The organism is Nocardia sp. CA-119907 (assembly GCF_050955995.1).
Lineage (GTDB): Bacteria > Actinomycetota > Actinomycetes > Mycobacteriales > Mycobacteriaceae > Nocardia.
The window spans coordinates 1712364-1733172 of record NZ_CP192091.1; the positions used below are offsets into that span (position 1 = coordinate 1712364).

The following is a 20809-nucleotide window of genomic DNA, read 5'->3' on the forward strand; positions in this document are numbered from 1 at the left end:
CACATAGCTGGACATGTGTCTGGACGGTACCATCAGGTTGCCTGAATCGACAGTGGTTTCGCAGAACAATCTCCCGTTGTCGCGGTCGGTGCATGGGTTCGGCGCGAATGATCGGAGGTCGTTGTTTCGGTGCGATACGCCTAGCTTCGACGCTTCGTTTTGGAACGAGTTCTTGCGTCGAATCGGCAGGCGAGACTATATTCCGTACACCTGTCCAGACAGCATCGGAGCATCATGAAGGAAGCATCGACCAGCGATTCGACGAGGAGTGATGGTCGGGCGACGGGCGGGCCGAGTCTGCTGCCCGCCGACGGTTCGCGGCTGCTGATCGGCGGCAAACTGGTCACCGGCGGGGACGGCGTCTTCGCGACGGTGAACCCGGCGACCGAGGAAGTCATCGGTCAGGCCGCGAATGCGAACGGCGCGGATATGGATGCGGCCATCGCGGCCGCGCGCACCGCATTCGACGACACCGACTGGTCCCGCGATCACGCCTTCCGTGCCCGCTGCCTCGAACAGTTGCGCACCGCGTTGCAGGCCAATATTGATGAGCTGCGCGAGATCACCATCGCCGAGGCAGGCGCACCGACCATGCTGACCAGGGGGCCACAGCTGGAAGGTCCGGTCGCGGATCTGTCGTTCGCCGCATCGCTGGCCGAAACCTACAGCTGGGAAACCGATCTCGGCACCGCGACGCCCATGGGCATCGCGAGCCATCGGGTGCTGCGCCGCGAGGCGATCGGTGTGGTCGGTGCCATTACACCGTGGAACTTCCCGCACCAGATCAATTTCGCCAAGCTCGGTCCCGCGCTCGCGGCCGGAAATACCGTGGTGCTCAAGCCCGCACCGGATACCCCGTGGTGCGCGGCGGCCGTTGGCGCGATCATTGCCGAGCAGACCGATATCCCGCCCGGCGTGGTCAATATCGTGACCTCCACCGATCACGGCCTCGGCGCGCAGCTCACCGCGGATCCGCGGGTCGATATGGTCAGCTTCACCGGCTCCACGCAGACCGGCAAGGCGGTAATGGCCGGTGCGGCAACGACATTGAAGAAGGCGTTCCTCGAACTCGGCGGCAAATCCGCGTTCATCGTGCTCGACGACGCGAATATCGCGGGAGCCTGTGCGGTGGCGGCGTTTTCGGTAGCCGTGCACGCGGGTCAGGGGTGTGCGCTGACCACCCGGCTCCTGGTGCCGTGCTCGGCATATGACGAGGCGGTCCAGGCTGCCGCGGGCACGCTGTCGGGCATTGTGCCCGGTGATCCGGCCGATCCGGGCACCGTCTGCGGGCCGCTGATCTCCGAACGGCAGCGGGCCAGGGTCGAGCGGTATCTCGAGATCGCGCGCACCGAGGGCGGGCGGATCGTGGTCGGCGGCGGCCGCCCGGCGGGTCATGAGCGCGGCTACTTCGTGGAACCGACATTGATCGCGGATGTGCCGAATACCGCGACCGTGGCCCGCGAAGAAATCTTCGGACCCGTCTTGGTGGTGATCCCGTACGACGGTGATGACGATGCGATCCGGATCGCCAACGATTCCCCGTACGGGCTCTCCGGGGCGGTATGGGGCACCGATCCGGACCGAATCCGGCACGTCACCAATGGTGTTCGCACCGGCACGCTCAGCGTCAACGGCGGTGTCTGGTATTCGGCCGACGCGCCGTTCGGCGGCTACAAGCAATCCGGGATCGGCCGCGAGATGGGCGTCGCCGGATTCGAGGAATACCTGGAAACCAAACTCATCGCCACCGCCGGATAGACCCGAGTACAGCCGCAGAGGAGCTGATTTCATGACCCGCTTTTCGGGAAAGACCGCGATCGTCACCGGCGCCGCCCAAGGCATCGGCGCGGCATATGCCAAGGCACTGGCCCATGAGGGCGCGAATGTCGTAGTCGCCGACCTGAATACCGACCGCGGCAAGGAGGTGGCGGCCGAGATCACCGCCGCGGGCGATACCGCCGTCTTCGGCGAGGTCGATGTCGCCGATCCGGAATCGGCGACCGCGCTGGCCGATTTGACCGTCCGCGAATTCGGTGCGATCGACCATCTGGTGAACAATGCCGCCATCTACGGCGATATGAAGCTCAACCTGCTGCTCACCGTGCCATGGGACTACTACAAGAAGTTCATGGGCGTGAATATGGACGGTGCGCTGAATATGACCCGTGCGGTGTGGCAGCACATGGTCAAGGCGGGCGGCGGGTCGATCGTCAACCAATCCTCCACCGCCGCATGGACATATTCCAGTTTCTACGGTTTGGCCAAGGTCGGCATAAATGGCCTGACCCAGCAGCTCGCATTCGAACTGGGCGGTTCCAAGATCCGCATCAATGCCATTGCCCCCGGCCCCATCGACACCGAAGCCACCAAGACTGTGACGCCGAGCGTCATCGTCGAGGATATGGTGAAACGCCTGCCGCTCAAGCGGATGGGTACGCCGGATGATCTGGTCGGCGCCTGCCTGTATCTGCTCTCCGACGAGGCGAGCTGGGTCACCGGGCAGATCTTCAATATCGACGGCGGACAAGTGTTCCGGTCATGAGCGAGCGAACAGTCGGCACAGTTGACCAATTGCCGGTCGGGTTCATCGGATTGGGCAATATGGGCGCACCGATGGCCAGGAGTCTGCTGGCCTGGCCGGGCGGGCTCACCGTCTGCGATATGCGTCCGGATGCAGTGCAGCCGTTCACCGAGGCCGGTGCGGCCGCCGCGGATTCGGCCGCGGAGATCGCCGAGAAGGCGGCCGTCATTTCGGTCACCGTGCTGAACGACGAGCAGGTTCGTGCGGTCGTCACAGGGCCCGAGGGCCTGTTGCACACGGCCGCGCCGGGCACGGTGATCGCCGTGCACTCCACCATCAGCGACCGGACCGCCCAGGAACTGGCCGCCGAATGTGCCGAGCACGGCGTCGAATTGGTGGACGCCCCGGTGAGCGGCGGTGCGCCGGGTGCCGCGCGCGGCAAACTCGCGGTCATGGTCGGCGGCACCGACACCGCCTTCGAGCGGGTACGCGGGCCCTTCGGATGTTTCGCCGATCTGGTCGTGCACGCCGGACCGGTCGGTGCCGGCACCCGAATGAAGTTGGCGCGCAATCTCTTGCACTTCGTCGCGTTCACCGCCGCCACCGAGGCGCAGCGGCTGGCTGAGGCCGCGGATATCGATATCACCGTGCTCGGGAAGGTTGTCCGACACTCTGACGCGGTGACCGGCGGGCCCGGCGCAATCATGTTGCGCGATCGCACCGCACCGATCGAATCGAATGATTTCTGGCTGCCGATTCTGAGCCATGTGCGCGATCTCGGCGAGAAGGATCTCGGCCTGGCCCTGGAACTCGGCGCACGACTCGGTGTCGAGCTGCCGCTGGCCGAACTGGCGCTCGACCGCCTCGGGTCCGGACTCGGCGTACCACGTGAAAGGGAGAACAATGAGTGAAGCATCGAGTAGCGATTCGATGGGGGGTGGTGGCCGGGTGACGGGCGGGGGTGACAACGGATCTGCCGATGCCGTGCGCCAGCGCGGGTTGGCCAAAATGGCCGAGGTCTATGGCACCGAATTCCAGAACTATCCCGGCGATCACTTCGCCGTGACGGCCGACCATCTCTTCGCCGAGATCTGGTCGCGTCCCGGACTCAGCATCCGCGATCGCCGCCTGATCCTGCTCGGCGCCCTCACCGCCCAGGGGCTGATGGATACGGCGGGTATCCAGATCGGCGCGGCGCTGCGCAATAAAGAGTTGACCGAGGCGCAATTGCACGAGATCGCGCTGTTCCTCTGTTACTACGTCGGGTGGCCCAGTGGCACCAAACTCGATCTGCTGGTGGGAACGATTGTCGCCCAACAGAAAAAGGCCGCGCGCAAGCAGTCCGAAACGGCGGGGGAGACCGAATCGTCTGTGTTGTCCGAAGACCGGACACCGTCCGGGGATGCGGTGCAGTCTGATGCAGTCCTCTCCGAGTAGAGCAGTAAGGAACGCGAAATATGTCTGATGCCGCAAAGATTCGGCCGCTGCGGGCCAGCGCGATCTCCACATGGGATTTCGAGGCCGATGTCGTCGTCGCCGGATATGGCATTGCCGGTGTCTGCGCCGCCATCGAGGCCGCGCGTGCGGGCGCCGACGTGCTGATCCTGGAGCGCACCGGCGGCTGGGGCGGTGCCGCGGCGATGGCGGGCGGATTCATCTACCTCGGTGGCGGCACGCCCCTGCAGCGCGCCCTCGGTTTCGAGGACACACCGGAGAATATGGAGACGTTCCTGCAGGCCGCGCTCGGGCCGGGACAGGATACGGCCAAGATCGCGGACTACTGCCAGAACAGCGTCGAGCACTACAACTGGCTGGTCTCCTGCGGTGTGCCGTTCAAGGAGGCGTTCTGGGGTGAGCCCGGCTGGGAGCCGCCGCACGACGAGGGGCTGATGTACTCCGGCGGCGAGAATGCCGCGCCGTTCAACGCCATCGCGAAACCCGCTCCGCGCGGGCATGTTCCGCAGATGGCCGATAAGAAGATCGGTGCCAAGAGCGGTGGCTACATGCTGATGAAGCCGCTGGCCGAGACGGCCGAAAGCCTCGGCGTGCGTGTCGAATACGACACCAGGATCCGACGGCTGGTCATCGACGACACCGATCGCGTGGTCGGACTCGTCGCGACGCACTTCGGCAAGGAGGTCGCGATCCGCGCCGAGCGCGGGGTGGTGCTCGCCACCGGCAGCTTCGCGTATCACAAGCAGATGATCGAGACCTATGCGCCGCGGCTGATCGGACGCCCCGCCGCCGCCATCGAGGAACACGACGGCATCGGCATCCTGGTCGCCCAGGCGCTCGGTGCGGAACTGGCGCATATGGATGCCACCGAGGTAGCGTTCTTCGGCGATCCGCAGATGTTGTCGCGCGGCATTCTGGTCAACGGCCGCGGCCAGCGCTATATCCCGGAGGACACCTATCCGGGGCGGATCGGGCAGGCGACGCTGATCCAGCAGGAGAATCAGGCGTATCTGGTCATCGACGAGCAAGCGCTCGAGGCCGCGTTGGCGACCGTCACGTCGACGCCGTTCTTCCGGCAGCCGCCGACCTGGGCGGCGGAGACGGTCGCGGAGTTGGAATCCGATATGGGCCTGCCGGAGAAGGCGCTGCAGGGCACCGTCGATTGCTACAACCTGCACGCCGCCGATGGCAAGGATCCGTTGCTCGGTAAGAAGCCGGAGTGGGTCAAGCCGATCGGCACGCCGCTCGCGGCCTTCGATATGCGGGGATTCACCGCGGGTTTCACCCTCGGCGGACTGCGGACCGACCTCGATTCCCGGGTACTGCACGTCTCGGGTGAACCGATTCCCGGCCTGTTCGCCGCGGGCCGCTGCACCTCCGGACTGTGTGCCGGTGGTTATGTCAGCGGTGCGTCCCTCGGCGACGGCAGCTTCTATGGCCGACGTGCCGGTCGCGCGGCCGCAAAGTAGGATCTAGACACATGTCCGAAGGCGAGTCCATCATCCTGGAGGCGACCCGGCGTCGCCTCACCGAGAAGCAGGCCGACACCGTCGACAAGCTCACCAAGGCGGCCGTGGAAGTGCTTGCGCGCGAAGGCTTCGCGGGGATGACCATCCGCATGGTCGCCGCGGCGGCCGGTGTCGGCACCGCCACGGCATACACCTACTTCTCGTCGAAGGAACACCTCGTCGCGGAGATCTTCTGGCGCCGTCTGTTCGCCAATTCGGCTCCGGTGAGCGACGATCCGGACCCCACCGTCCGGGTCGTCGCCGAACTCCGCAATATCGCCATGCTCGTCGCCGACGAACAGGAACTCTCCGGCGCGGTGACCAGCGCCCTGCTCGGCCGCGATCCGGATGTGGCGCACCTGCGGGCGCGGATCGGGATGGAGATCCGCAAACGGCTGATGCGCGCGCTGGGCCCCGAGGCCGATCCGGACGTGATCGAATCCCTGGAACTCGTCTACGCGGGTGCTCTGGTCCGCGCTGGCATGGGCTATGCCTCGTACTCCGAAATCGCCGACCGCATCGAGAAGTCGGCGCTGCTCATCCTGAAGTAGTGCACTTACCCGAGAGGTAATCGACTTCATTATCAGAACCCGCAATGATGGTGGGGCACCTGATGATTGGAGAAACCGATGCCCTACTTCGAATCACACGACGGCACCACCCTGCACTACCAGGACTGGGGTTCCGGGCAACCGGTGCTGTTCATGGCCGGTGGCTGGTTGAGCAGCAGTTCGTGGGAGCTGCAGATGCTGCCGCTGTCCAAGCAGGGGCTGCGGTGCCTGTCCTACGACCGGCGCGGACACGGCAAGTCGGACTGGGTCGGGCACGGGTACGACTACGACACCCTGGCCGAGGATCTGGCCGCCTTCCTCGAACATCTCGATCTGCGCGAGGTGACGGTGATCGCGCATTCGATGGCGGGCGGTGAACTCATCCGCTACCTGACCCGGCACGGCAACGACCGGATCAGCCGAATCGCGCTGATCTCGGTGACCATGCCGTACTTCGCGCAGGCCGAGGACAACCCGAACGGTGTGCCGCGGGCCGTCTTCGATGCGGTGGGCGCGGCCCGTGCCGCGGACCGGCCGCTGTGGATGGAGCAGAACGCGCAGGCGTTCTTCGCGACGCATCTGGGCAACCAGGTGTCCTCCGCGCGGATCGCGTGGATGGTCCAGAAGTGCATGGACTGCTCGCTGCTGGCGGCGGACGAGATCATGAATACGATCTACACCTCCGATTTCCGCGACGAGCTGCGCGCGATCACACTGCCCACGTTGGTAATTCACGGCGATGCCGACGCCTCCGCGCCGATCGAGCTGTGCGGGCGGGTGATCAAGGAGCTGATTCCGAGCAACACCTACAAGGAATACCCGGCCACCGGGCACGGCATCATGATCTCGCACGCCGAGCAGCTCAACGCCGACATCGTCGAGTTCATCAAGGCGTGAGCTCACCGACAGCAGCGGCGGATTCTTGTCGGACCCCGCCGCTACCGTACGCCCATGGCGTTCGCTCTCCCTATCACCGTCTCGCCCGAGGACATCGATGGCAACGGGCATATGAATATGGCCGTCTATCTGCAATACGCGGAACGCGCGCGCTGGGCCTGTCTGCAACAGGGCGGCTTGACCCAGGAGAAGCTGCAGGCCGCCGGGGTCGGGCCGATCGCGCTGCAGGCGACGATCACCTTCGAACAGGAATTGTTCGTCGGCGACGAGGTCACGGTCACATGCGCTTTCGTATGGGACGGCAAGACCCACCAGACCCGACAGGAGATTCGTAAGACCGATGGCACGGTCTCCGCGGAGATCGTCGGCGTCGGCGGTCTGCTCGATCTGACCGAACGGCGGTTGGTGCCGGACGCGGCGCGCTACTTCCGCGACCTCGCGGCGGACCCGACGGTCTTCGGTCTCGACCGGGGGGAGTAGTTCTAAGGGTTCATTGAGACCTCGAGACTTGGGGGAGGTCCCTGATGGCGCGGGCCCGCGATGGCAGACAGACTGAACGCATGACTTCGCACGCCCTAGGCGCCGACCTCGAGAAATCGGCTGCCGCCACCGAGGTGGCGGCCCGCGCCATCGACCTGGTCAAGGTCTATGGATCCGGAGATACACAGGTCAGGGCACTGGATGGGGTATCCGCCGAATTCGCGAAGGGGGAGTTCACCGCGATCATGGGGCCCTCCGGATCGGGTAAGTCGACCCTGATGCACTGCCTGGCAGGCCTGGACAGCTCCACCACCGGCACCGTGCGGATCGGCGATACCGATCTGGCCGGGCTCTCGGACAAGCAGATGACCCGGCTGCGGCGTGACCGCATCGGCTTCGTCTTCCAGGCGTTCAACCTGGTTCCGACGCTGACCGCGCAGGAGAACATCACATTGCCGCTGGATATCGCCGGCCGCAAGCCCGACCAGGACTGGCTGGACACGGTGATCAAGCGCCTCGGGCTGACCGACCGGCTCACTCACCGCCCGAGCGAACTCTCCGGCGGACAGCAGCAGCGCGTGGCCTGTGCGCGCGCGCTGGCCGGAAAGCCGGAGATCATCTTCGGCGATGAGCCGACCGGCAACCTCGACTCCCGCGCCTCGGAGGAGGTGCTCACTATCCTGCGCGCGGCGGTGGACGAATTCGGGCAGACGGTCGTCATCGTCACGCACGAGCCGCATGCCGCGGGATACGCCGACCGGGTGGTGTTCCTCGCCGACGGTCGCATCGTCGACGAACTGCGCGATCCGACCGCCGAATCGGTGCTCGACAAGATGAAGTCGCTGGAGCAGGCGTAATGAGTGGCAAACCGATGCGCAAGGTGGTCTTGCGCAATCTCGCCGCGCACAAGGTGCGACTAGCGCTGACCCTGCTCTCGGTGGTGCTCGGAACCGCCTTCATCGCTGGCTCATTCGTCTTCACCGACACTTTGCAGCGCACCTTCGACGGCATTTTCGCCAATCAGGCCAAGGGCGTCGATGTGCGGGTGAGCCCGCAGAAGCAACAGGCCCAGGGCATTCCGCTGAGCGTGGTCGACGATATCGCGAAGATGGACGGGGTGCGGGCGGTCGCACCGAGTGTCAACGGCCCGCTGGTGCTGCTCTATCCGGACGGCAAGAAGGCCGTACAGACCGGTGGCGCACCGACTTTCGGTCAGTCCTACATCCCGGCGGATAAAGCGGTCGCCGAACCGGACAAGTTCGTCCAGGGCGTGCCACCGGCCCGCGAAGGCGAGATCGCGCTCAATACCGGCGGCGCGGAACGGGCCGGCCTGCATGTCGGGGACAAGACCAAGGTGCTGATCCCCTCGCACGGCGGCCCGATCGATGTCACCCTCACCGGCATCTACGAAGTCCCCTCGGATACCGGCGGCTTCATCGGCGTGCTGTTCGATGACGCGCAGGCGCGCACGCTGTTCACCGACGGCTCGCATGTCGCCTACGTCGATATCGCGGCCACCGGTATGCCCGGCGACGAACTGCGCGACAAGATCGCCAATGTACTGCCGGATTACAAGGTGCAGAACGGCGATCAGGTGCGCGCCGATCTGAAGAAGGAAGTCTCCAACGCGCTCAACTTCATCAACTACTTCCTGCTCGCCTTCGGCGCGATCGCGCTGATCGTCGGCACCTTCATCATCTACAACACCTTCTCGATGATCGTGGCCCAGCGGTTGCGCGAGCTGGCCCTGCTGCGCGCGGTGGGCGCCAGCCGACAGCAGGTCGGCACCTCGGTGGTCGCCGAGGCCTTTGTCATCGGATTGATCGGCAGCGCAATCGGTTTGGCGTGCGGCATCGGTCTGGCCTTCGGGCTCTCGGCCCTGCTCAACGCATTCGATCTCGGATTGCCGACCGGTTCGCTCACCGTGCTGCCGCGCACCGTGATCATCGGACTGCTGGTCGGATTGCTGGTGACGGTGGTCAGCGCCTATGCGCCCGCCCGCCGTGCCGCCAAGATTCCGCCGGTGGAGGCCATGCGCGAGGAATTCGCCTCGGCCGGAGAGTCGCTGCGGGTCCGGACCGGGGTCGGCACCTTGCTCGCCATCGCGGGGGCGGTGCTCGTCGTGCTCGGTGCGCAGAAGACCGGCGGCCACGCCGCTCTGACGGTCGGGATCGGCGCGCTCGGCTTGATCTTCGCGGTCCTGCTCGCCGCGCCCGCGCTATCGCGGCCGGTGGTCGGCGTGCTCGGTACGCTGCTGCGGCCGTTCGGACCGATCGGACGGATGTCGCGCAACAATGCCGCGCGCAATCCGCGGCGCACTGCGGCAACGGCTTTCGCGCTTACCCTCGGTCTGATGCTGGTGACCGCGATCGGCATGCTGGGCGCGTCGGCGAAGGCGAGCGTCGGCGTCCTTGTCGACAAGGGTGTGAAGGCCGACTACGTGCTGTCCGGGCCGCAGCTGATCGGTGTGCCGCTCGGTGCCGGTGACGCGGTGCGCAAGTCGGTGCCCGGCGTTGCCGAGGTGGTCGGGCTGCGCGGTGTCGCCTTCAAGATCGGCGATGACCAGATCGGCGGCACCGAATTCGACGGCGCGGTCGACAGCGTCCTGAACTACGACATGATCAAGGGCACCAGCACGCTGGGCGATCACGATGTCATAGTGTCGCAGGACGAGGCCGATAAGCGCGGCTGGAAGGTCGGCGACCAGGTCACCGTGACCAGCCTCGGGTTCAAGAAGATCGCGGTCAAGGTGGTCGGCATCTACAAGAAGACGCCGCTGCTCGGCTCGATGGTGGTGTCGCCGGTCATGTACGACGAGGTGATGCCGGTCAACTTCCGGACCAACCTGTTGATGTTCGTGAAGGCCGAGTCGGGCGCGGATCTGCCCCAGATGCGCACCGACCTGGAGAACGCCACCGAACAGTTCGTCGTGGTCCAGGTGCTGGACCGGGAGGAGTTCAAGGGTGCGCAGGGCAAGCAGATCAATACGCTGCTGGCCATCCTCTACGGACTGCTCGCGCTGGCGGTGGTGATCGCCATCCTCGGCATCGTCAATACCCTGGCGCTGTCGGTGGTGGAGCGGCGCAGGGAGATCGGCATGCTCCGGGCGGTGGGTATGCAACGGGCGCAGGTCCGCCGGACCATCTATCTGGAATCCATGCTGATCGCGGTGTTCGGGGCGATCGTCGGGATGCTGCTCGGCTTGGGCCTCGGTGTCGGCTTCCTGCGCACGCTACGTGACCTCGGGCTCGATGAGATCGCCATTCCGTGGAGCCAACTGGTGCTGGTGCTGATCAGCTCGGCGGTGGTCGGTGTGCTCGCCGCACTGTGGCCCGGTATCCGGGCCGCCCGGACACCACCGCTGGCCGCCATCGCAGATCTGTAGGCCGTTCCCGAGCGCTCGATGCCGACCCGGCGTCGAGCGCTGGGGTGGGATGGCGTTGCGGCCATTGCTGATGCCAGGCCATAGCGCATGTCGTGAACGGGCTCCGTTGATTCGCTGTCGCAGAAGTAGGTGACAACGACTCAACGGAGCCCGTTTTGCGTTGTGCTGCTGGCCTCCTCGGCGGAGCCCGACCGGTCGCGGTTTGCTGCAGGCGCCCGCGAACGACAAGCCACGGACGCTGTTCGAGGGGCCGGTGCTCGCCGCACTGGCCGCGGCCATCGCACCGGATCCGGCCTGCTCCGGTGAGTCGAAGTCACGCGGCCGTGCTCGCGATGCGACGCGTTGTGTCTCTCGGATCACAATGTGCTGAGCCTGCCTAACGATCGGTGCTACGGTAACCGGAGGTTATTACTCCGTTTAACGCGCCTGATACGGCCTGGGGTTCGATGGGTAAGGAGGCCGCTGGCGATGGTGGCAGCGGGTCTCGGTGGACCGGGTGTGGGCTTTTCGCCCGCGTTCGGCGGTATCGCCGAGAAGATGAGGGCGGCGGTGCACGGCCGCGGCGGCGAGGCGGTTCGACAGCTCGCGCTGATAACTGTGCTGTATCTGGCCTATCGGGTCGGGCGGATGGCCACCGCCGACGACACCGTGCGCGCACTCGGGAATGCCAGGAGCATGCTGAGCATCGAGGATGCGCTCGGGCTGCCGGAGGAGACCACGGTGCAGGGCGTGTTCCTGCATCGGGATCTTCTCGCGGTAGGGGCCAACTTCTATTACGCCACCGCGCATTTCACGGTCGCGGTCGGTGTACTGCTGTGGTTGTGGGTCTTTCGGCCCGAGCACTATCGATGGACCCGAAACCTGATGGTGGCATTGACCGCGGCCGCACTGGCGGTGCATATGCTGATGCCGCTGGCGCCGCCGCGCATGCTGCCCGAGTACGGATTCGTCGACCTCGCCGCGAGACACGGCCAATCGGTCTACGGCTCACCGGAATCCGGCGGGCTTTCCAACCAGTTCGCGGCCATGCCCTCACTGCACGTCGGATGGGCCCTGCTGCTCGCCTTCGCCGTGGTGGCCGCGACCCGTGGCAGCTGGCGATGGCTGGCGCTGGCGCATCCGGTGCTCACGACGGTGGTCGTGGTCGGCACCGGCAATCACTATTGGCTCGACGCGGTCGTCGCGGTCGTCCTGCTCGGATCGGCGTCGCTATTGCATCCGCTGGTCGTGCCCGCGTCGGACACCGCGTGGGGTGCCATGGGCCCGGTCGGTCCGGAATTACTCCCGACGCGCTGACCATGGCAAACGAGCTGAACAAGATCAACTCGGGCGTACCATCGACGGGCTGATTTGTTTGCCCGGCTCAGACAAGGAGTCCGAACATGGCTTTCATCACCGCGATCGACACGATTCTGGATGTGGGCGTTAAATTCCTGTCGATGCTCCAAAGTGTGGTCAGCCTGTCATCAGGTAGTTGAGTCCGTTCAGGTGTTTCGGTTGGCCCAGGCCTGGACGTCACCACGGTCCAGGGCCAGTGCGAGTAGATCCGGGAACTTGTCCGGGGTGCAGGCGAACGCGGGAATGCCGAGGGCGGCAAGGGCGGCGGCATTGTCGTGGTCGAAGGCGGGAGCGCCATCGTCGGAGAGCGCGAGCAGGACGACCACTTGGACGCCGGATTCCCGCATGGAGTTCATCCGCCGCAGCATCTCTTCGCGAATGCCGCCCTCGTAGAGGTCGGATATGAGGACGAACAGGGTGTCAGCGGGGCGGGTGATCAGCGATTGGGAGTAGGCGATGGCGCGGTTGATATCGGTGCCGCCGCCGAGTTGGGTGCCGAAGAGCACCTCGACCGGATCGGTGAGTTGTTCGGTCAGGTCGACGACTTCGGTGTCGAAGACGACCAGCGAGGTTTTCAGCGAGCGCATGGAGGCGAGCACCGCGCCGAAGACCGAGGCGTAGACGACGCTGGAGGCCATCGAACCGGATTGATCGATGGCCAGCACCACGTCGCGGCGCACCGCCTGCGCCTTGCGGCCGTAGCCGATCAGGCGCTCGGGGACGACGGTGCGATATTCGGGCAGATAGTTGGCGAGATTCGTGCGGATGGTGCGGTCCCAGTCGATATCGCGCAGTCGAGGCCGGGTGACGCGGGCGGCGCGGTTCAGAGCGCCGGAGACCGCGGCGACGGTATGTGCGGCGATGCGCTGTTCGATCTCGCGGACCACCTTCTCGACCACCATTCGCGCTGTCGCCTTGGTGGTTTCGGGCATCACCCGATTGAGGCTGAGCAGGGTGCCGACCAGGTGCACATCGGGTTCCACCGCTTCGAGCAGTTCCGGCTCCAGTAGGAGCTGGGTCAGGTTCAGGCGATCGACCGCGTCGCGCTGCATGACCTCGACGACAGTGGACGGGAAGTAGGTGCGAATATCGCCGAGCCAGCGGGCCACCTTGGGGGCGGAACCGCCGAGGCCGGCGGAGCGCTTACCCGAGTTCTGGTCGTCGCCGGTGTTGTAGAGGGCCGACAGCGCGCGGTCCATTGCCTCGTCGTCGGCGGATCCGAGACCGCCGAGCGGCTGCTCGGCGGCGGTGCCGAGGACCAAACGCCAACGCCTGGCCTGGGTTTCATCGATCGCGGTCATCCGGCCACTCCGGGAAGGTCGGTGACGGCGCAATGCCGCCACATGGTGTGCTGGTCGAGAACATTCGGGTGGGCAGACCGTTGCGCCGCGTCGGGTCTCGGGGAGATCAGGGGCACGAGCCCACCGGATGCGGTCCGGCTCATACCGGCACGCCCAAGATGTCTGCGACAGTGCGCATTGCGACGAGTCCACGCTCGATGTCGAAAGCCGTGCCGTCGTCGGTGCGCGCCACGCGGACGCCGCCGTCGCGCACGGCCTGCCCGATGGCGCGGCGTTCCCCGGATTCGAAGGCGCCGAAGGTACGGCGGAGCAGGGGCAGGATTTCGACGAACATATCGTCGCCGAGGCCGCGCAGCCAATCGTCGATGAGGCGCAACAACTCTCGGTCGTGGACGAGCAGCAGTCCGCGACCACCCAGGAAGCCGTCGATCCAGGCGGCCTTGGCGGCGGCGGTATTGCCGATCGACAGTGCGGCGGAAAGCCTCCGCGCGGAATCGGATTCGTCGATGCGACCGGCATCGGCGAGCAATCGCACGGCGCGGCCGACGAGAGCGCCGTGTACGTCGTCGCGGTCGGCGAGACGGCGCAGGGCGGCCAGCCATTCACCGGTGGCCCAGTCGTCGTCGCGAGTGTGGATGGCGGTGTGCGCGGCATCGATCTGGGCGCGGAGTTGTTCGGCGGCTTCGGTATCGAGGCCGGTGACCGCGCCGGGCAGGCCCGCGCAGATGCGCACGAGCAGGCCGTCGGCGACGTGGGCGAGCGCCTTGGTGTCGGTGCCGCGCACATCGCCGTAGCGCAGTGTGCGGGTCAGGCCGGGGAGGGCGGCGAGCAGGTGGGTCACGTCGTGGTCGAGGGCCGCCGCGGACTCCAGGCGGGTGATCAGGCCGTCGGTGGCGCCGCCGAGATCAGCGAGCAGCGCCACCTCCAGTGCGGCGGTGAGATCGCCGACGGTGGCCTCCGCGCGACTCGCGGTATCGAGGATCTTGGCCTCCGCCGCGGTGCCGATGGTGGTGCCCCAGCGTGAGGCCTCGATGATCGAGACCGCGAATTCGGGTCGCCACTGCAGCGTCCAGCTCTCCCGGAAGGTGCCGGTACTGCGGACTTCGCCGGTTGTCTGTGTGCCCCAGTCGATGCCGAGCACCCGCAGCCGGTGCAGCAGCCGCGAGCGTTCGACCTCGCGTTCCTTGCGCAGGTCGAGATCGAGGTTGCGGGACAGCGCTTCCTGTTTGAGGCGAAGTGTGCGAATCCGGGCGCGTAGATCGGCATCCAGTGGGACGGTCGGCGTGCCCTCGGGGACGCCGCCGAGCGCCTCGCCGACCACCAGTTCGGTCGCGACCAGTCGCAGCATGGTTTCGTCGCCCGCGCACATCACCGACCGCACCGCCTCGGTGACCTCCGAGAGCCCGGCCAGCGGACGGGCCCGCAGCACCGCGAGGGTATCGGCGAGCCGAACGGATTCGATGATGTGCGCGCTGGAGACCGGTAGATCGTGGGCGCGCAGCACCCCGGCCACCTTGGTCAGCCAGCGCGCGATCGGCTGCTCGGTCTCGGTGAACAGGTGGTGATACCAGCCCGGCGAGGTGATGCCAGCGCCGTATCCGGAGGTGCTCGCCAGCCGCGAATGCGTCCACGGCACCCACGTCACCGTCGCCTTGACCTTCGGAAGTCCCTTCAGCAGCTTGGTATCCGCCGTCGCAGGCCCCAGCTTTCCGGTCAATGCCGGTGCGTGCCAGGCCCCACACACCACGGCGAGTCGCTGTGCCCCCTCCTTCAACGCTTTGCGCATCGTCTGTCGCATGTACGCCTCCCGCCGCAGCGTGTAGGCGTCGATGCCGTCGAACCTTATCGGTTCGCGCACAATGTCTTCGGGTCCGATTGCTTCGCCGACCGTGTCGCCTGCAGTCGTGCGGTCATGCGCATTGTCCAGCGAAGCATCCGCGGTTGTGCGGGTGCCTTCGGGCGTTATCGGTTCGCGCGCAGCGTCTTCTGCGCCGTCTGAGTCGCCTGCGGTTGCGTCGTCATGCGTTTGGAAGCCAGGCGCGTCGTCCGGCGAAGCGCCTGCGCTTGTGCCCGCGCCTTCGGGCGTTATCGGTTCGCGCACAGTGACTTCGCGGCCGATCGCTTCGACTGCGTCATCCGCGGCCGAGCTCTCACGCGTCTGGACGCCAGGCGCAACGTCTCGTCCGCGAGCAGGGGGTGTCAGGCGCCGGTCGTCAGGCGCATGGTCTTCGCCTGTGCCTGTGGCAGTTCCGATCGCGAACCGGCCTTGTTCGGCGGCTTCCCGGAGCGCGCCCATTGCCTCGGTGATCGCGTCGAAAGCGTCGGCGTCGGCAACGGATTCGACCACCGCGTCCCACCAGCGCTCGGCATCGTCGTAGCCACCCGCGGCCGCCAGTTCGGCCAGCGGATCGATGCGGTCACCCGGTTCGTCCTCGGTGGCTAGTGCGGCGGTCGCGGGCAGATCGCAGAACCGCACCGGCACACCGTTTTCGACGGCGTACCGCAGTGCCTGCCATTCCGGCGAGAACACCGCGTACGGCCAGAAGGCGGCCTTGGCTGGCGCATCCGGCACATAGGCCAGCAGCGCGACCGGCGGCGACATCCCCTCGGCCGCAACATAACCGACGAGCGGGTCCGCGTCGGCGGGGCCCTCGATCAGAATCGCATCCGGCCGGAATCTCTCCAGCGCGGTGCGCAGCGATCTGGCCGAACCAGGGCCGTGGTGGCGGATGCCGAATACCCTGGTCACCGGACCGCGCTGCGTGGTGTCGTAGCCGATGTCCGTAGCCGAATCGTCGGCTTCGGTGTGTGTCTCTGTCACCCTGTTACCCCCGGGCTGAACATGCGGTGTCGTGGGATCGTGTTGCGGCAGCTGATTCGCCTCGGGCGCAACCTCATCCGGTGACCTCGCGGCAGGCGCGGTAGAAGTCGGCCCAGTCGGGCCGTTCGCGGACGACGGCTTCCAGATATTCGGTCCAGATGACGGCGTCGGCCACCGGATCCTTGATGACCGAGCCGAGCACCGCACCCGCGATATCGGCGGCACGCAGCGTGCCGTCACCGAAATGGGCCGACAGGGCGATGCCATTGGTGATCACCGAGATCGCTTCGGCGGTGGACAGGGTGCCGGAGGGCGATTTGAGTTTGGTGCGGCCGTCGGCAGTCATCCCGGAGCGCAGCTCCCGGAACACGCGCACTACGCGGCGCACCTCCTCGGCCGCGGCGGGGACGGTCGGCAGTTCGAGTGCCGAGCCGAGCTGCTCGACGCGGCGGGTGACAATGGCGACCTCCTCGTCCTCGCTGGCGGGCAGCGGCAGCACCACCGTGTTGAAGCGGCGGCGCAGCGCGGAGGAGAGATCGTTGACGCCGCGGTCGCGGTCATTGGCGGTGGCGATGACATTGAAGCCCTTGGCGGCCTGCACCTCCATGCCGAGTTCCGGTACCGGCAGCGTCTTCTCCGACAGCACGGTGATCAGCGCGTCCTGCACGTCGGACGGGATGCGGGTGAGCTCCTCGATACGGGCGATCGCGCCGCGGCTCATCGCGGTCATGACCGGTGAGGGCACCAGCGCACCCTCACTCGGGCCCTCGGCGAGCAGCCGTGCGTAATTCCAGCCGTAGCGGATCGCCTCCTCGGCCGTGCCCGATGTGCCCTGTACGAGCAGCGTCGACGCACCGCTGATGGCGGCCGAAAGATGTTCCGATACCCAGGTTTTCGCAGTGCCGGGAACGCCGAGCAGCAGCAGCGCCCGATCGGTCGCCAGGGTCGCCACCGCGACCTCCATGAGCCTGCGCGGCCCGACATATTTGGGGCTGATCACCGTGCCGTCGTCGAGCGTGCCGCCGAGCAGATAGGTGACCACCGCCCACGGCGACAGCTGCCAGGACGGTGGACGCGGCCGATCGTCGAGCGCCGCAAGTGCCCGCAGTTCGTCGGCAAAGGCCTGTTCGGCATGCGGGCGCAACAGCTCCGGCGTGGTGTCGGCGGTGGTAGTGGTCGTCACTGCAACTCCTCGAGCATCATCGAGCGGTGGTTGAGGTCATGGGCGAGCTGATCGAAGGCTCGTTCCCAGTTCGGGTCGGCGCACTTGCGAGCCACCGCGGTGGCCGCGCGTGCCGCGCCGACGGGTAGGTGCACGGCCGCCGCGCTGAGCAGCGACCGGTGTGCGCTCGGGCCGGTGCCATGCGCCTCGGGGCGTTTGGCCGCGGCACGCGCGCGTTCGAACAACAACAGCAGCAGGTGTTGGGCAAGGGGTTTCGGCCACGGATGACCCATGGCGGGCAGCAGGGCCTCCAGCTCGGAGAGCCATGCGCCGTCGAGTTGAAGCAGATGCCGGGTGCGATCGGACAGCGGCAGCAGTGCGAACAGTTCGCGTCGCCGCAGCATCGCCAGATCGGTCGGCACCCCGGCATCGAACAGCGCCCGCGCCCAGGTCGGATCATGTTGTGCCAGTGCGGCATCCACCCAACCGTCGAACAGCGGCTGCCGGAACCGATCGACGATCTTGGCCTGAGTGGCCTTATCCGGTGCGCCGAGCGCGGACTCCCAGTGCGCCAGCGGTGTCGCGGTGATGAGTTGGCGCAGCCGCCCGGCGCGCAGGTCCGGTGCGCCATCCCAGCGATAGGTGAACTCCACAGTGCGATCGGTGATGCCGTCCCTGCGGTCGGCGTCGGCGAGTTCCTCTGGAACGCGAACAACCAGATTCGGATGCAGCAGTTGGTGTTCGACTGTCACCCAGTCCCCAGCCCGTCGCATCATGCGCTCGGCGTATGCCGAATTCGGCAGCAGCGGTAGCAGTCCCGCCGCGATTCGCCGGACGTCCGATCGCCGATCGTCCAGCGCCGTTTCCAGCAATGATTCGTCGGCGGCCGAAAGCCCGTCGGCGAGTACGGCGAGCAGCTCCGCCTTCAGCGGACCGGATTCCTTCGGCCAGGATGCGGCCAGTGCGCCCCGCGCCGCATCGGCATCGCGACGGCGCAGCTCGGCCAGCCATTCTCGGCGTTCGGGTGGTTGACCGAACTGCCAGCTCTGCTCGGTCGGCGCGGCGGAGTGCCCGTGCCGCACCAGGTCTCGCCATGCCGGAGACCGGTCGGCCAGCCATCGACCGCGGGTGCCGGCCAGGCGCAGCAGTGGCTCGCGCAGCTCGGTATTCGCCTTCGCCTGCTCGAGCAGCAGGCTGCACAGCGCATCCGGCGCGCGGTAGTCGAATGGTCTTGCGGCGGCGAACCATTCGGGCAGGAAGGCGGACCGGTCGCGCAGCAGCCGGGACAGTCGGGCGGCGGCGGCCCGTGGCATGAGTCGGCGAGCGTCATCCTCGGCGGGTTCAGGCCTGGTCGCCCTGGCGACGGAGGTGCCGCCGCGGGCGAAGGCGCCGCGCAGCGCCGCCGATTCGAGCAGTGTCAGCGCGGGGTCGCTGCGCAGTCGGGTCGCCGCCGCTGCGACCGGCGCGTCCAGCCGTGCGGTATCCAACGCTCTGCGTGCCGTGCCGAGCAAGGCCACCGAGGTCAGATCCTCCGACAGCGGCGCGGCGGGGGAATTCGACGTGCCGCGTGTCGGGTACTCCGTGCTGCCGACATCGATGATCTCCCCTGCGATGAAGGCCGATATCGGGACCAATCCGGCGGCACTCCACTCGGCGGCCAGCGTCACCGGATGCCCGCCCGATACCCCGAGTAGCCGCCAGGGTTGTTCGGTGGCCGCGACGGGCAGTGCGGTCCCGTCGGATTCGGTAACGTACCAGCCGTTTTCGGTCCACACCGGTACGACGTAGGTGAGCAGCACCGGCCGCGACCGCAGCCAGGGGTCACCACCCAATGCCCTGGCATGCTCATCCAGCGCGGCGGCGATCGTCCCGTCGAGCACCGGCAGTGTGGTGAACGGTTCGGCCGCACCGTGTCGCTCACCCCACAGCGCGCGCAGCGGCGCACCGCCCGGGTAGTAGTGCAGCTCCGCATCGGCCATCATGCCGGGCAGCGGCACCTCCGTCGAGAAGTTCGGCGCACCGAAGGAGTGCTCCAGCAGCATGGCCCAACGCCGAGTCTGCCTGCCGTACAACCAGGTTCGGCGACTATAGAGCCGCTCCTCCGCACTGGTGCGGATGCCGAGGACCTGCCATTGGTCCCGCACCGCCGGTTCGGCGCGCACGGTCTCGGCGGGCATCGGATAGCCGATATGGGTCCGGATGCCGGCCTGCAGTTCCGGGGACAGCTCGTCGAGGCGACGGTGCGCGGCGATCAGCAGATGCAGCCTGGCGTATTCGGCCAGCACGACGTCCGGCCAGTCCGCCCGGTTCACCACCGTGGTCGGCAGCTGTCGCAGCGCGGCCGCGACGCCCGGCGCTTGTGCGTCGACCATCCGGGCCGCGATCGCCTCGAAGGCCCGAAACGAGCGATCGGTCTGCGCCAGCCCGGTGCGCACCTGATCGCCGAGCCAGATGTCGAGCTCCTCCAGTCCAGCGGTCACGCGCACGCGCCGCTGTTCGGCGGTCGCCGGGTTCGCCGTGCGGGTCTGTGCGTCCTTGGCGGGCTGGGCGGCGCGAGCCGCGCGTGCGTTGATCCATTCCGCCGCGAAGTCCGCGATCGGCGCGGTATCCGCGACCGCGCCATCCGACCAGTTCAGCATGAGCGATAGGGCGTGCTTGCACGGGAACTTGCGGCTGGGACACGAGCATTTGTACGCGGGCCCCGCCAGATCGACGATCGTCTGATAAGGCTTGGCGCCGCTGCCTTTGCACAGGCCCCACAGCGCGGTGTCCGACTGGCCGGTGCTCTGCCAGCGTCCGGCGAGCTTGCGCGCGGCGGCGAATGAGCTCGCATCGGGCGCCAATGCGTTGACCTGGTCTTCGGTCCATGGCGCGGTCATTTGACTGCTCCCGCCTGGTTCATCCGGCGGCTCCGGATCGAGTGTGCATCATATTTCCCCCGTTTGTCGGTTGACGGATTTCTACCGCAGCCCACCGACAAGTTGGGTGGTGAACGGGTATTTTTACTGGAAGACGCTGCGCGAACGCCATATTCGGTGGCATTGTCACCTTGCGCTGGTTGTCCGATTCTGGCATTCTGTCCTGTTCGGCTCCGACCGAGCCACCCAAATCGGGTGACACACCATCGAGCTGCCCGCCGGGGTTGGCGAGGGGTGGACATCGAGCGGGGCCCAGCCTGTTCGATGGCCATACCATCCCCGCGGGCAGATTCGCCCCCACTCTTCGATCTCACTCGAACCGGCACTGCTGTGGGCGAATTCGACCCCATCGGGTAGCGTTTCGCTCAGCTTTCGACAGTGATACCCGGTTCGGGGTTGGAGGACTTGCCGCGGTTCGGTGGTATAGGGGGTTGCCTATGCGTTCAGATCCGGGAACAGATCCTGCGACGAC

General features: G+C 66.8%; 15 protein-coding genes. 11 read left to right on the forward strand and 4 right to left on the reverse strand.

Annotated features, from left to right (window positions below; all coding sequences use genetic code 11):
• The first annotated feature begins 234 nt into the window (after nt 1-234).
• The 11 genes from ACQP2D_RS07860 (at nt 235) to ACQP2D_RS07910 (ending at nt 12093) form a co-directional block, all read left to right on the forward strand.
• Nucleotides 235-1758, forward strand: a complete 1524-nt coding sequence (locus tag ACQP2D_RS07860) for an aldehyde dehydrogenase (RefSeq protein ID WP_433683046.1) — start codon at nt 235-237, stop codon at nt 1756-1758.
• A 31-nt stretch (nt 1759-1789) separates the two neighbouring features.
• Nucleotides 1790-2542 carry an SDR family oxidoreductase gene (locus ACQP2D_RS07865; RefSeq protein ID WP_433683047.1) on the forward strand — a complete coding sequence of 251 codons (753 nt, stop codon included), beginning with the start codon at nt 1790-1792 and terminating at the stop codon, nt 2540-2542.
• Nucleotides 2539-3432 (forward strand): NAD(P)-dependent oxidoreductase, encoded by an 894-nt coding sequence (locus ACQP2D_RS07870; protein ID WP_433683048.1) that lies wholly within the window; start codon nt 2539-2541, stop codon nt 3430-3432. Before ACQP2D_RS07865 ends, ACQP2D_RS07870 begins: the two co-directional genes overlap by 4 nt.
• A 19-nt stretch (nt 3433-3451) precedes the next feature.
• A complete protein-coding gene (locus ACQP2D_RS07875) occupies nt 3452-3958 on the forward strand; it encodes a carboxymuconolactone decarboxylase family protein (protein WP_433685573.1) in 507 nt (168 codons plus the stop codon).
• 20 nt (nt 3959-3978) lie between these two features.
• The gene (locus ACQP2D_RS07880; RefSeq protein WP_433683049.1) at nt 3979-5445 is read left to right on the forward strand and encodes an FAD-dependent oxidoreductase; all 1467 of its coding nucleotides are present in this window, start codon (nt 3979-3981) and stop codon (nt 5443-5445) included.
• An 11-nt stretch (nt 5446-5456) separates the two neighbouring features.
• Entirely contained in the window at nt 5457-6035 is a 579-nt protein-coding gene (locus ACQP2D_RS07885) for a TetR/AcrR family transcriptional regulator (RefSeq protein ID WP_433683050.1), read from the forward strand.
• A gap of 78 nt (nt 6036-6113) precedes the next feature.
• Nucleotides 6114-6932 (forward strand): alpha/beta fold hydrolase, encoded by an 819-nt coding sequence (locus ACQP2D_RS07890; protein WP_433683051.1) that lies wholly within the window; start codon nt 6114-6116, stop codon nt 6930-6932.
• 54 nt (nt 6933-6986) lie between these two features.
• On the forward strand, nt 6987-7412 hold the full coding sequence (locus tag ACQP2D_RS07895) for an acyl-CoA thioesterase (protein WP_433683052.1): 426 nt from the start codon (nt 6987-6989) through the stop codon (nt 7410-7412).
• A gap of 80 nt (nt 7413-7492) precedes the next feature.
• Complete coding sequence (locus ACQP2D_RS07900; protein WP_433683053.1) at nt 7493-8269, forward strand: ABC transporter ATP-binding protein; 777 nt, start codon at nt 7493-7495, stop codon at nt 8267-8269.
• Nucleotides 8269-10797 (forward strand): ABC transporter permease, encoded by a 2529-nt coding sequence (locus tag ACQP2D_RS07905; protein WP_433683054.1) that lies wholly within the window; start codon nt 8269-8271, stop codon nt 10795-10797. Before ACQP2D_RS07900 ends, ACQP2D_RS07905 begins: the two co-directional genes overlap by 1 nt.
• A 468-nt stretch (nt 10798-11265) precedes the next feature.
• Nucleotides 11266-12093 carry a phosphatase PAP2 family protein gene (locus ACQP2D_RS07910; RefSeq protein ID WP_433683055.1) on the forward strand — a complete coding sequence of 276 codons (828 nt, stop codon included), beginning with the start codon at nt 11266-11268 and terminating at the stop codon, nt 12091-12093.
• A 188-nt stretch (nt 12094-12281) separates the two neighbouring features.
• Here the strand turns inward: ACQP2D_RS07910 and ACQP2D_RS07915 are convergent, their stop codons facing one another.
• The 4 genes from ACQP2D_RS07915 to ACQP2D_RS07930 form a co-directional block, all read right to left on the reverse strand.
• Nucleotides 12282-13436 carry a VWA domain-containing protein gene (locus tag ACQP2D_RS07915; protein WP_433683056.1) on the reverse strand — a complete coding sequence of 385 codons (1155 nt, stop codon included), beginning with the start codon at nt 13434-13436 and terminating at the stop codon, nt 12282-12284.
• Nucleotides 13437-13575: 139 nt separating this feature from the next.
• Entirely contained in the window at nt 13576-16215 is a 2640-nt protein-coding gene (locus ACQP2D_RS07920; RefSeq protein ID WP_433685574.1) for a DUF5682 family protein, read from the reverse strand.
• A 115-nt stretch (nt 16216-16330) separates the two neighbouring features.
• Nucleotides 16331-17440 carry an ATP-binding protein gene (locus ACQP2D_RS07925; RefSeq protein ID WP_433683057.1) on the reverse strand — a complete coding sequence of 370 codons (1110 nt, stop codon included), beginning with the start codon at nt 17438-17440 and terminating at the stop codon, nt 16331-16333.
• Nucleotides 17437-20298 (reverse strand): DUF5691 domain-containing protein, encoded by a 2862-nt coding sequence (locus ACQP2D_RS07930; protein ID WP_433683058.1) that lies wholly within the window; start codon nt 20296-20298, stop codon nt 17437-17439. Before ACQP2D_RS07930 ends, ACQP2D_RS07925 begins: the two co-directional genes overlap by 4 nt.
• Between the last annotated feature and the right edge of the window lie 511 nt (nt 20299-20809).

Bases quoted from the DNA above. Each gene is read 5' to 3' on its own strand.
- ACQP2D_RS07875 (WP_433685573.1), top strand. From the start codon at position 3,452: ATGGGGGGTGGTGGCCGGGTGACGGGCGGGGGTGACAACGGATCTGCC.
- ACQP2D_RS07895 (WP_433683052.1), top strand. From the start codon at position 6,987: ATGGCGTTCGCTCTCCCTATCACCGTCTCGCCCGAGGACATCGATGGC.
- ACQP2D_RS07885 (WP_433683050.1), top strand. From the start codon at position 5,457: ATGTCCGAAGGCGAGTCCATCATCCTGGAGGCGACCCGGCGTCGCCTC.
- ACQP2D_RS07905 (WP_433683054.1), top strand. From the start codon at position 8,269: ATGAGTGGCAAACCGATGCGCAAGGTGGTCTTGCGCAATCTCGCCGCG.
- ACQP2D_RS07865 (WP_433683047.1), top strand. From the start codon at position 1,790: ATGACCCGCTTTTCGGGAAAGACCGCGATCGTCACCGGCGCCGCCCAA.
- ACQP2D_RS07910 (WP_433683055.1), top strand. From the start codon at position 11,266: ATGGTGGCAGCGGGTCTCGGTGGACCGGGTGTGGGCTTTTCGCCCGCG.
- ACQP2D_RS07930 (WP_433683058.1), bottom strand. From the start codon at position 20,298: ATGACCGCGCCATGGACCGAAGACCAGGTCAACGCATTGGCGCCCGAT.
- ACQP2D_RS07860 (WP_433683046.1), top strand. From the start codon at position 235: ATGAAGGAAGCATCGACCAGCGATTCGACGAGGAGTGATGGTCGGGCG.
- ACQP2D_RS07900 (WP_433683053.1), top strand. From the start codon at position 7,493: ATGACTTCGCACGCCCTAGGCGCCGACCTCGAGAAATCGGCTGCCGCC.
- ACQP2D_RS07890 (WP_433683051.1), top strand. From the start codon at position 6,114: ATGCCCTACTTCGAATCACACGACGGCACCACCCTGCACTACCAGGAC.
- ACQP2D_RS07880 (WP_433683049.1), top strand. From the start codon at position 3,979: ATGTCTGATGCCGCAAAGATTCGGCCGCTGCGGGCCAGCGCGATCTCC.
- ACQP2D_RS07870 (WP_433683048.1), top strand. From the start codon at position 2,539: ATGAGCGAGCGAACAGTCGGCACAGTTGACCAATTGCCGGTCGGGTTC.
- ACQP2D_RS07915 (WP_433683056.1), bottom strand. From the start codon at position 13,436: ATGACCGCGATCGATGAAACCCAGGCCAGGCGTTGGCGTTTGGTCCTC.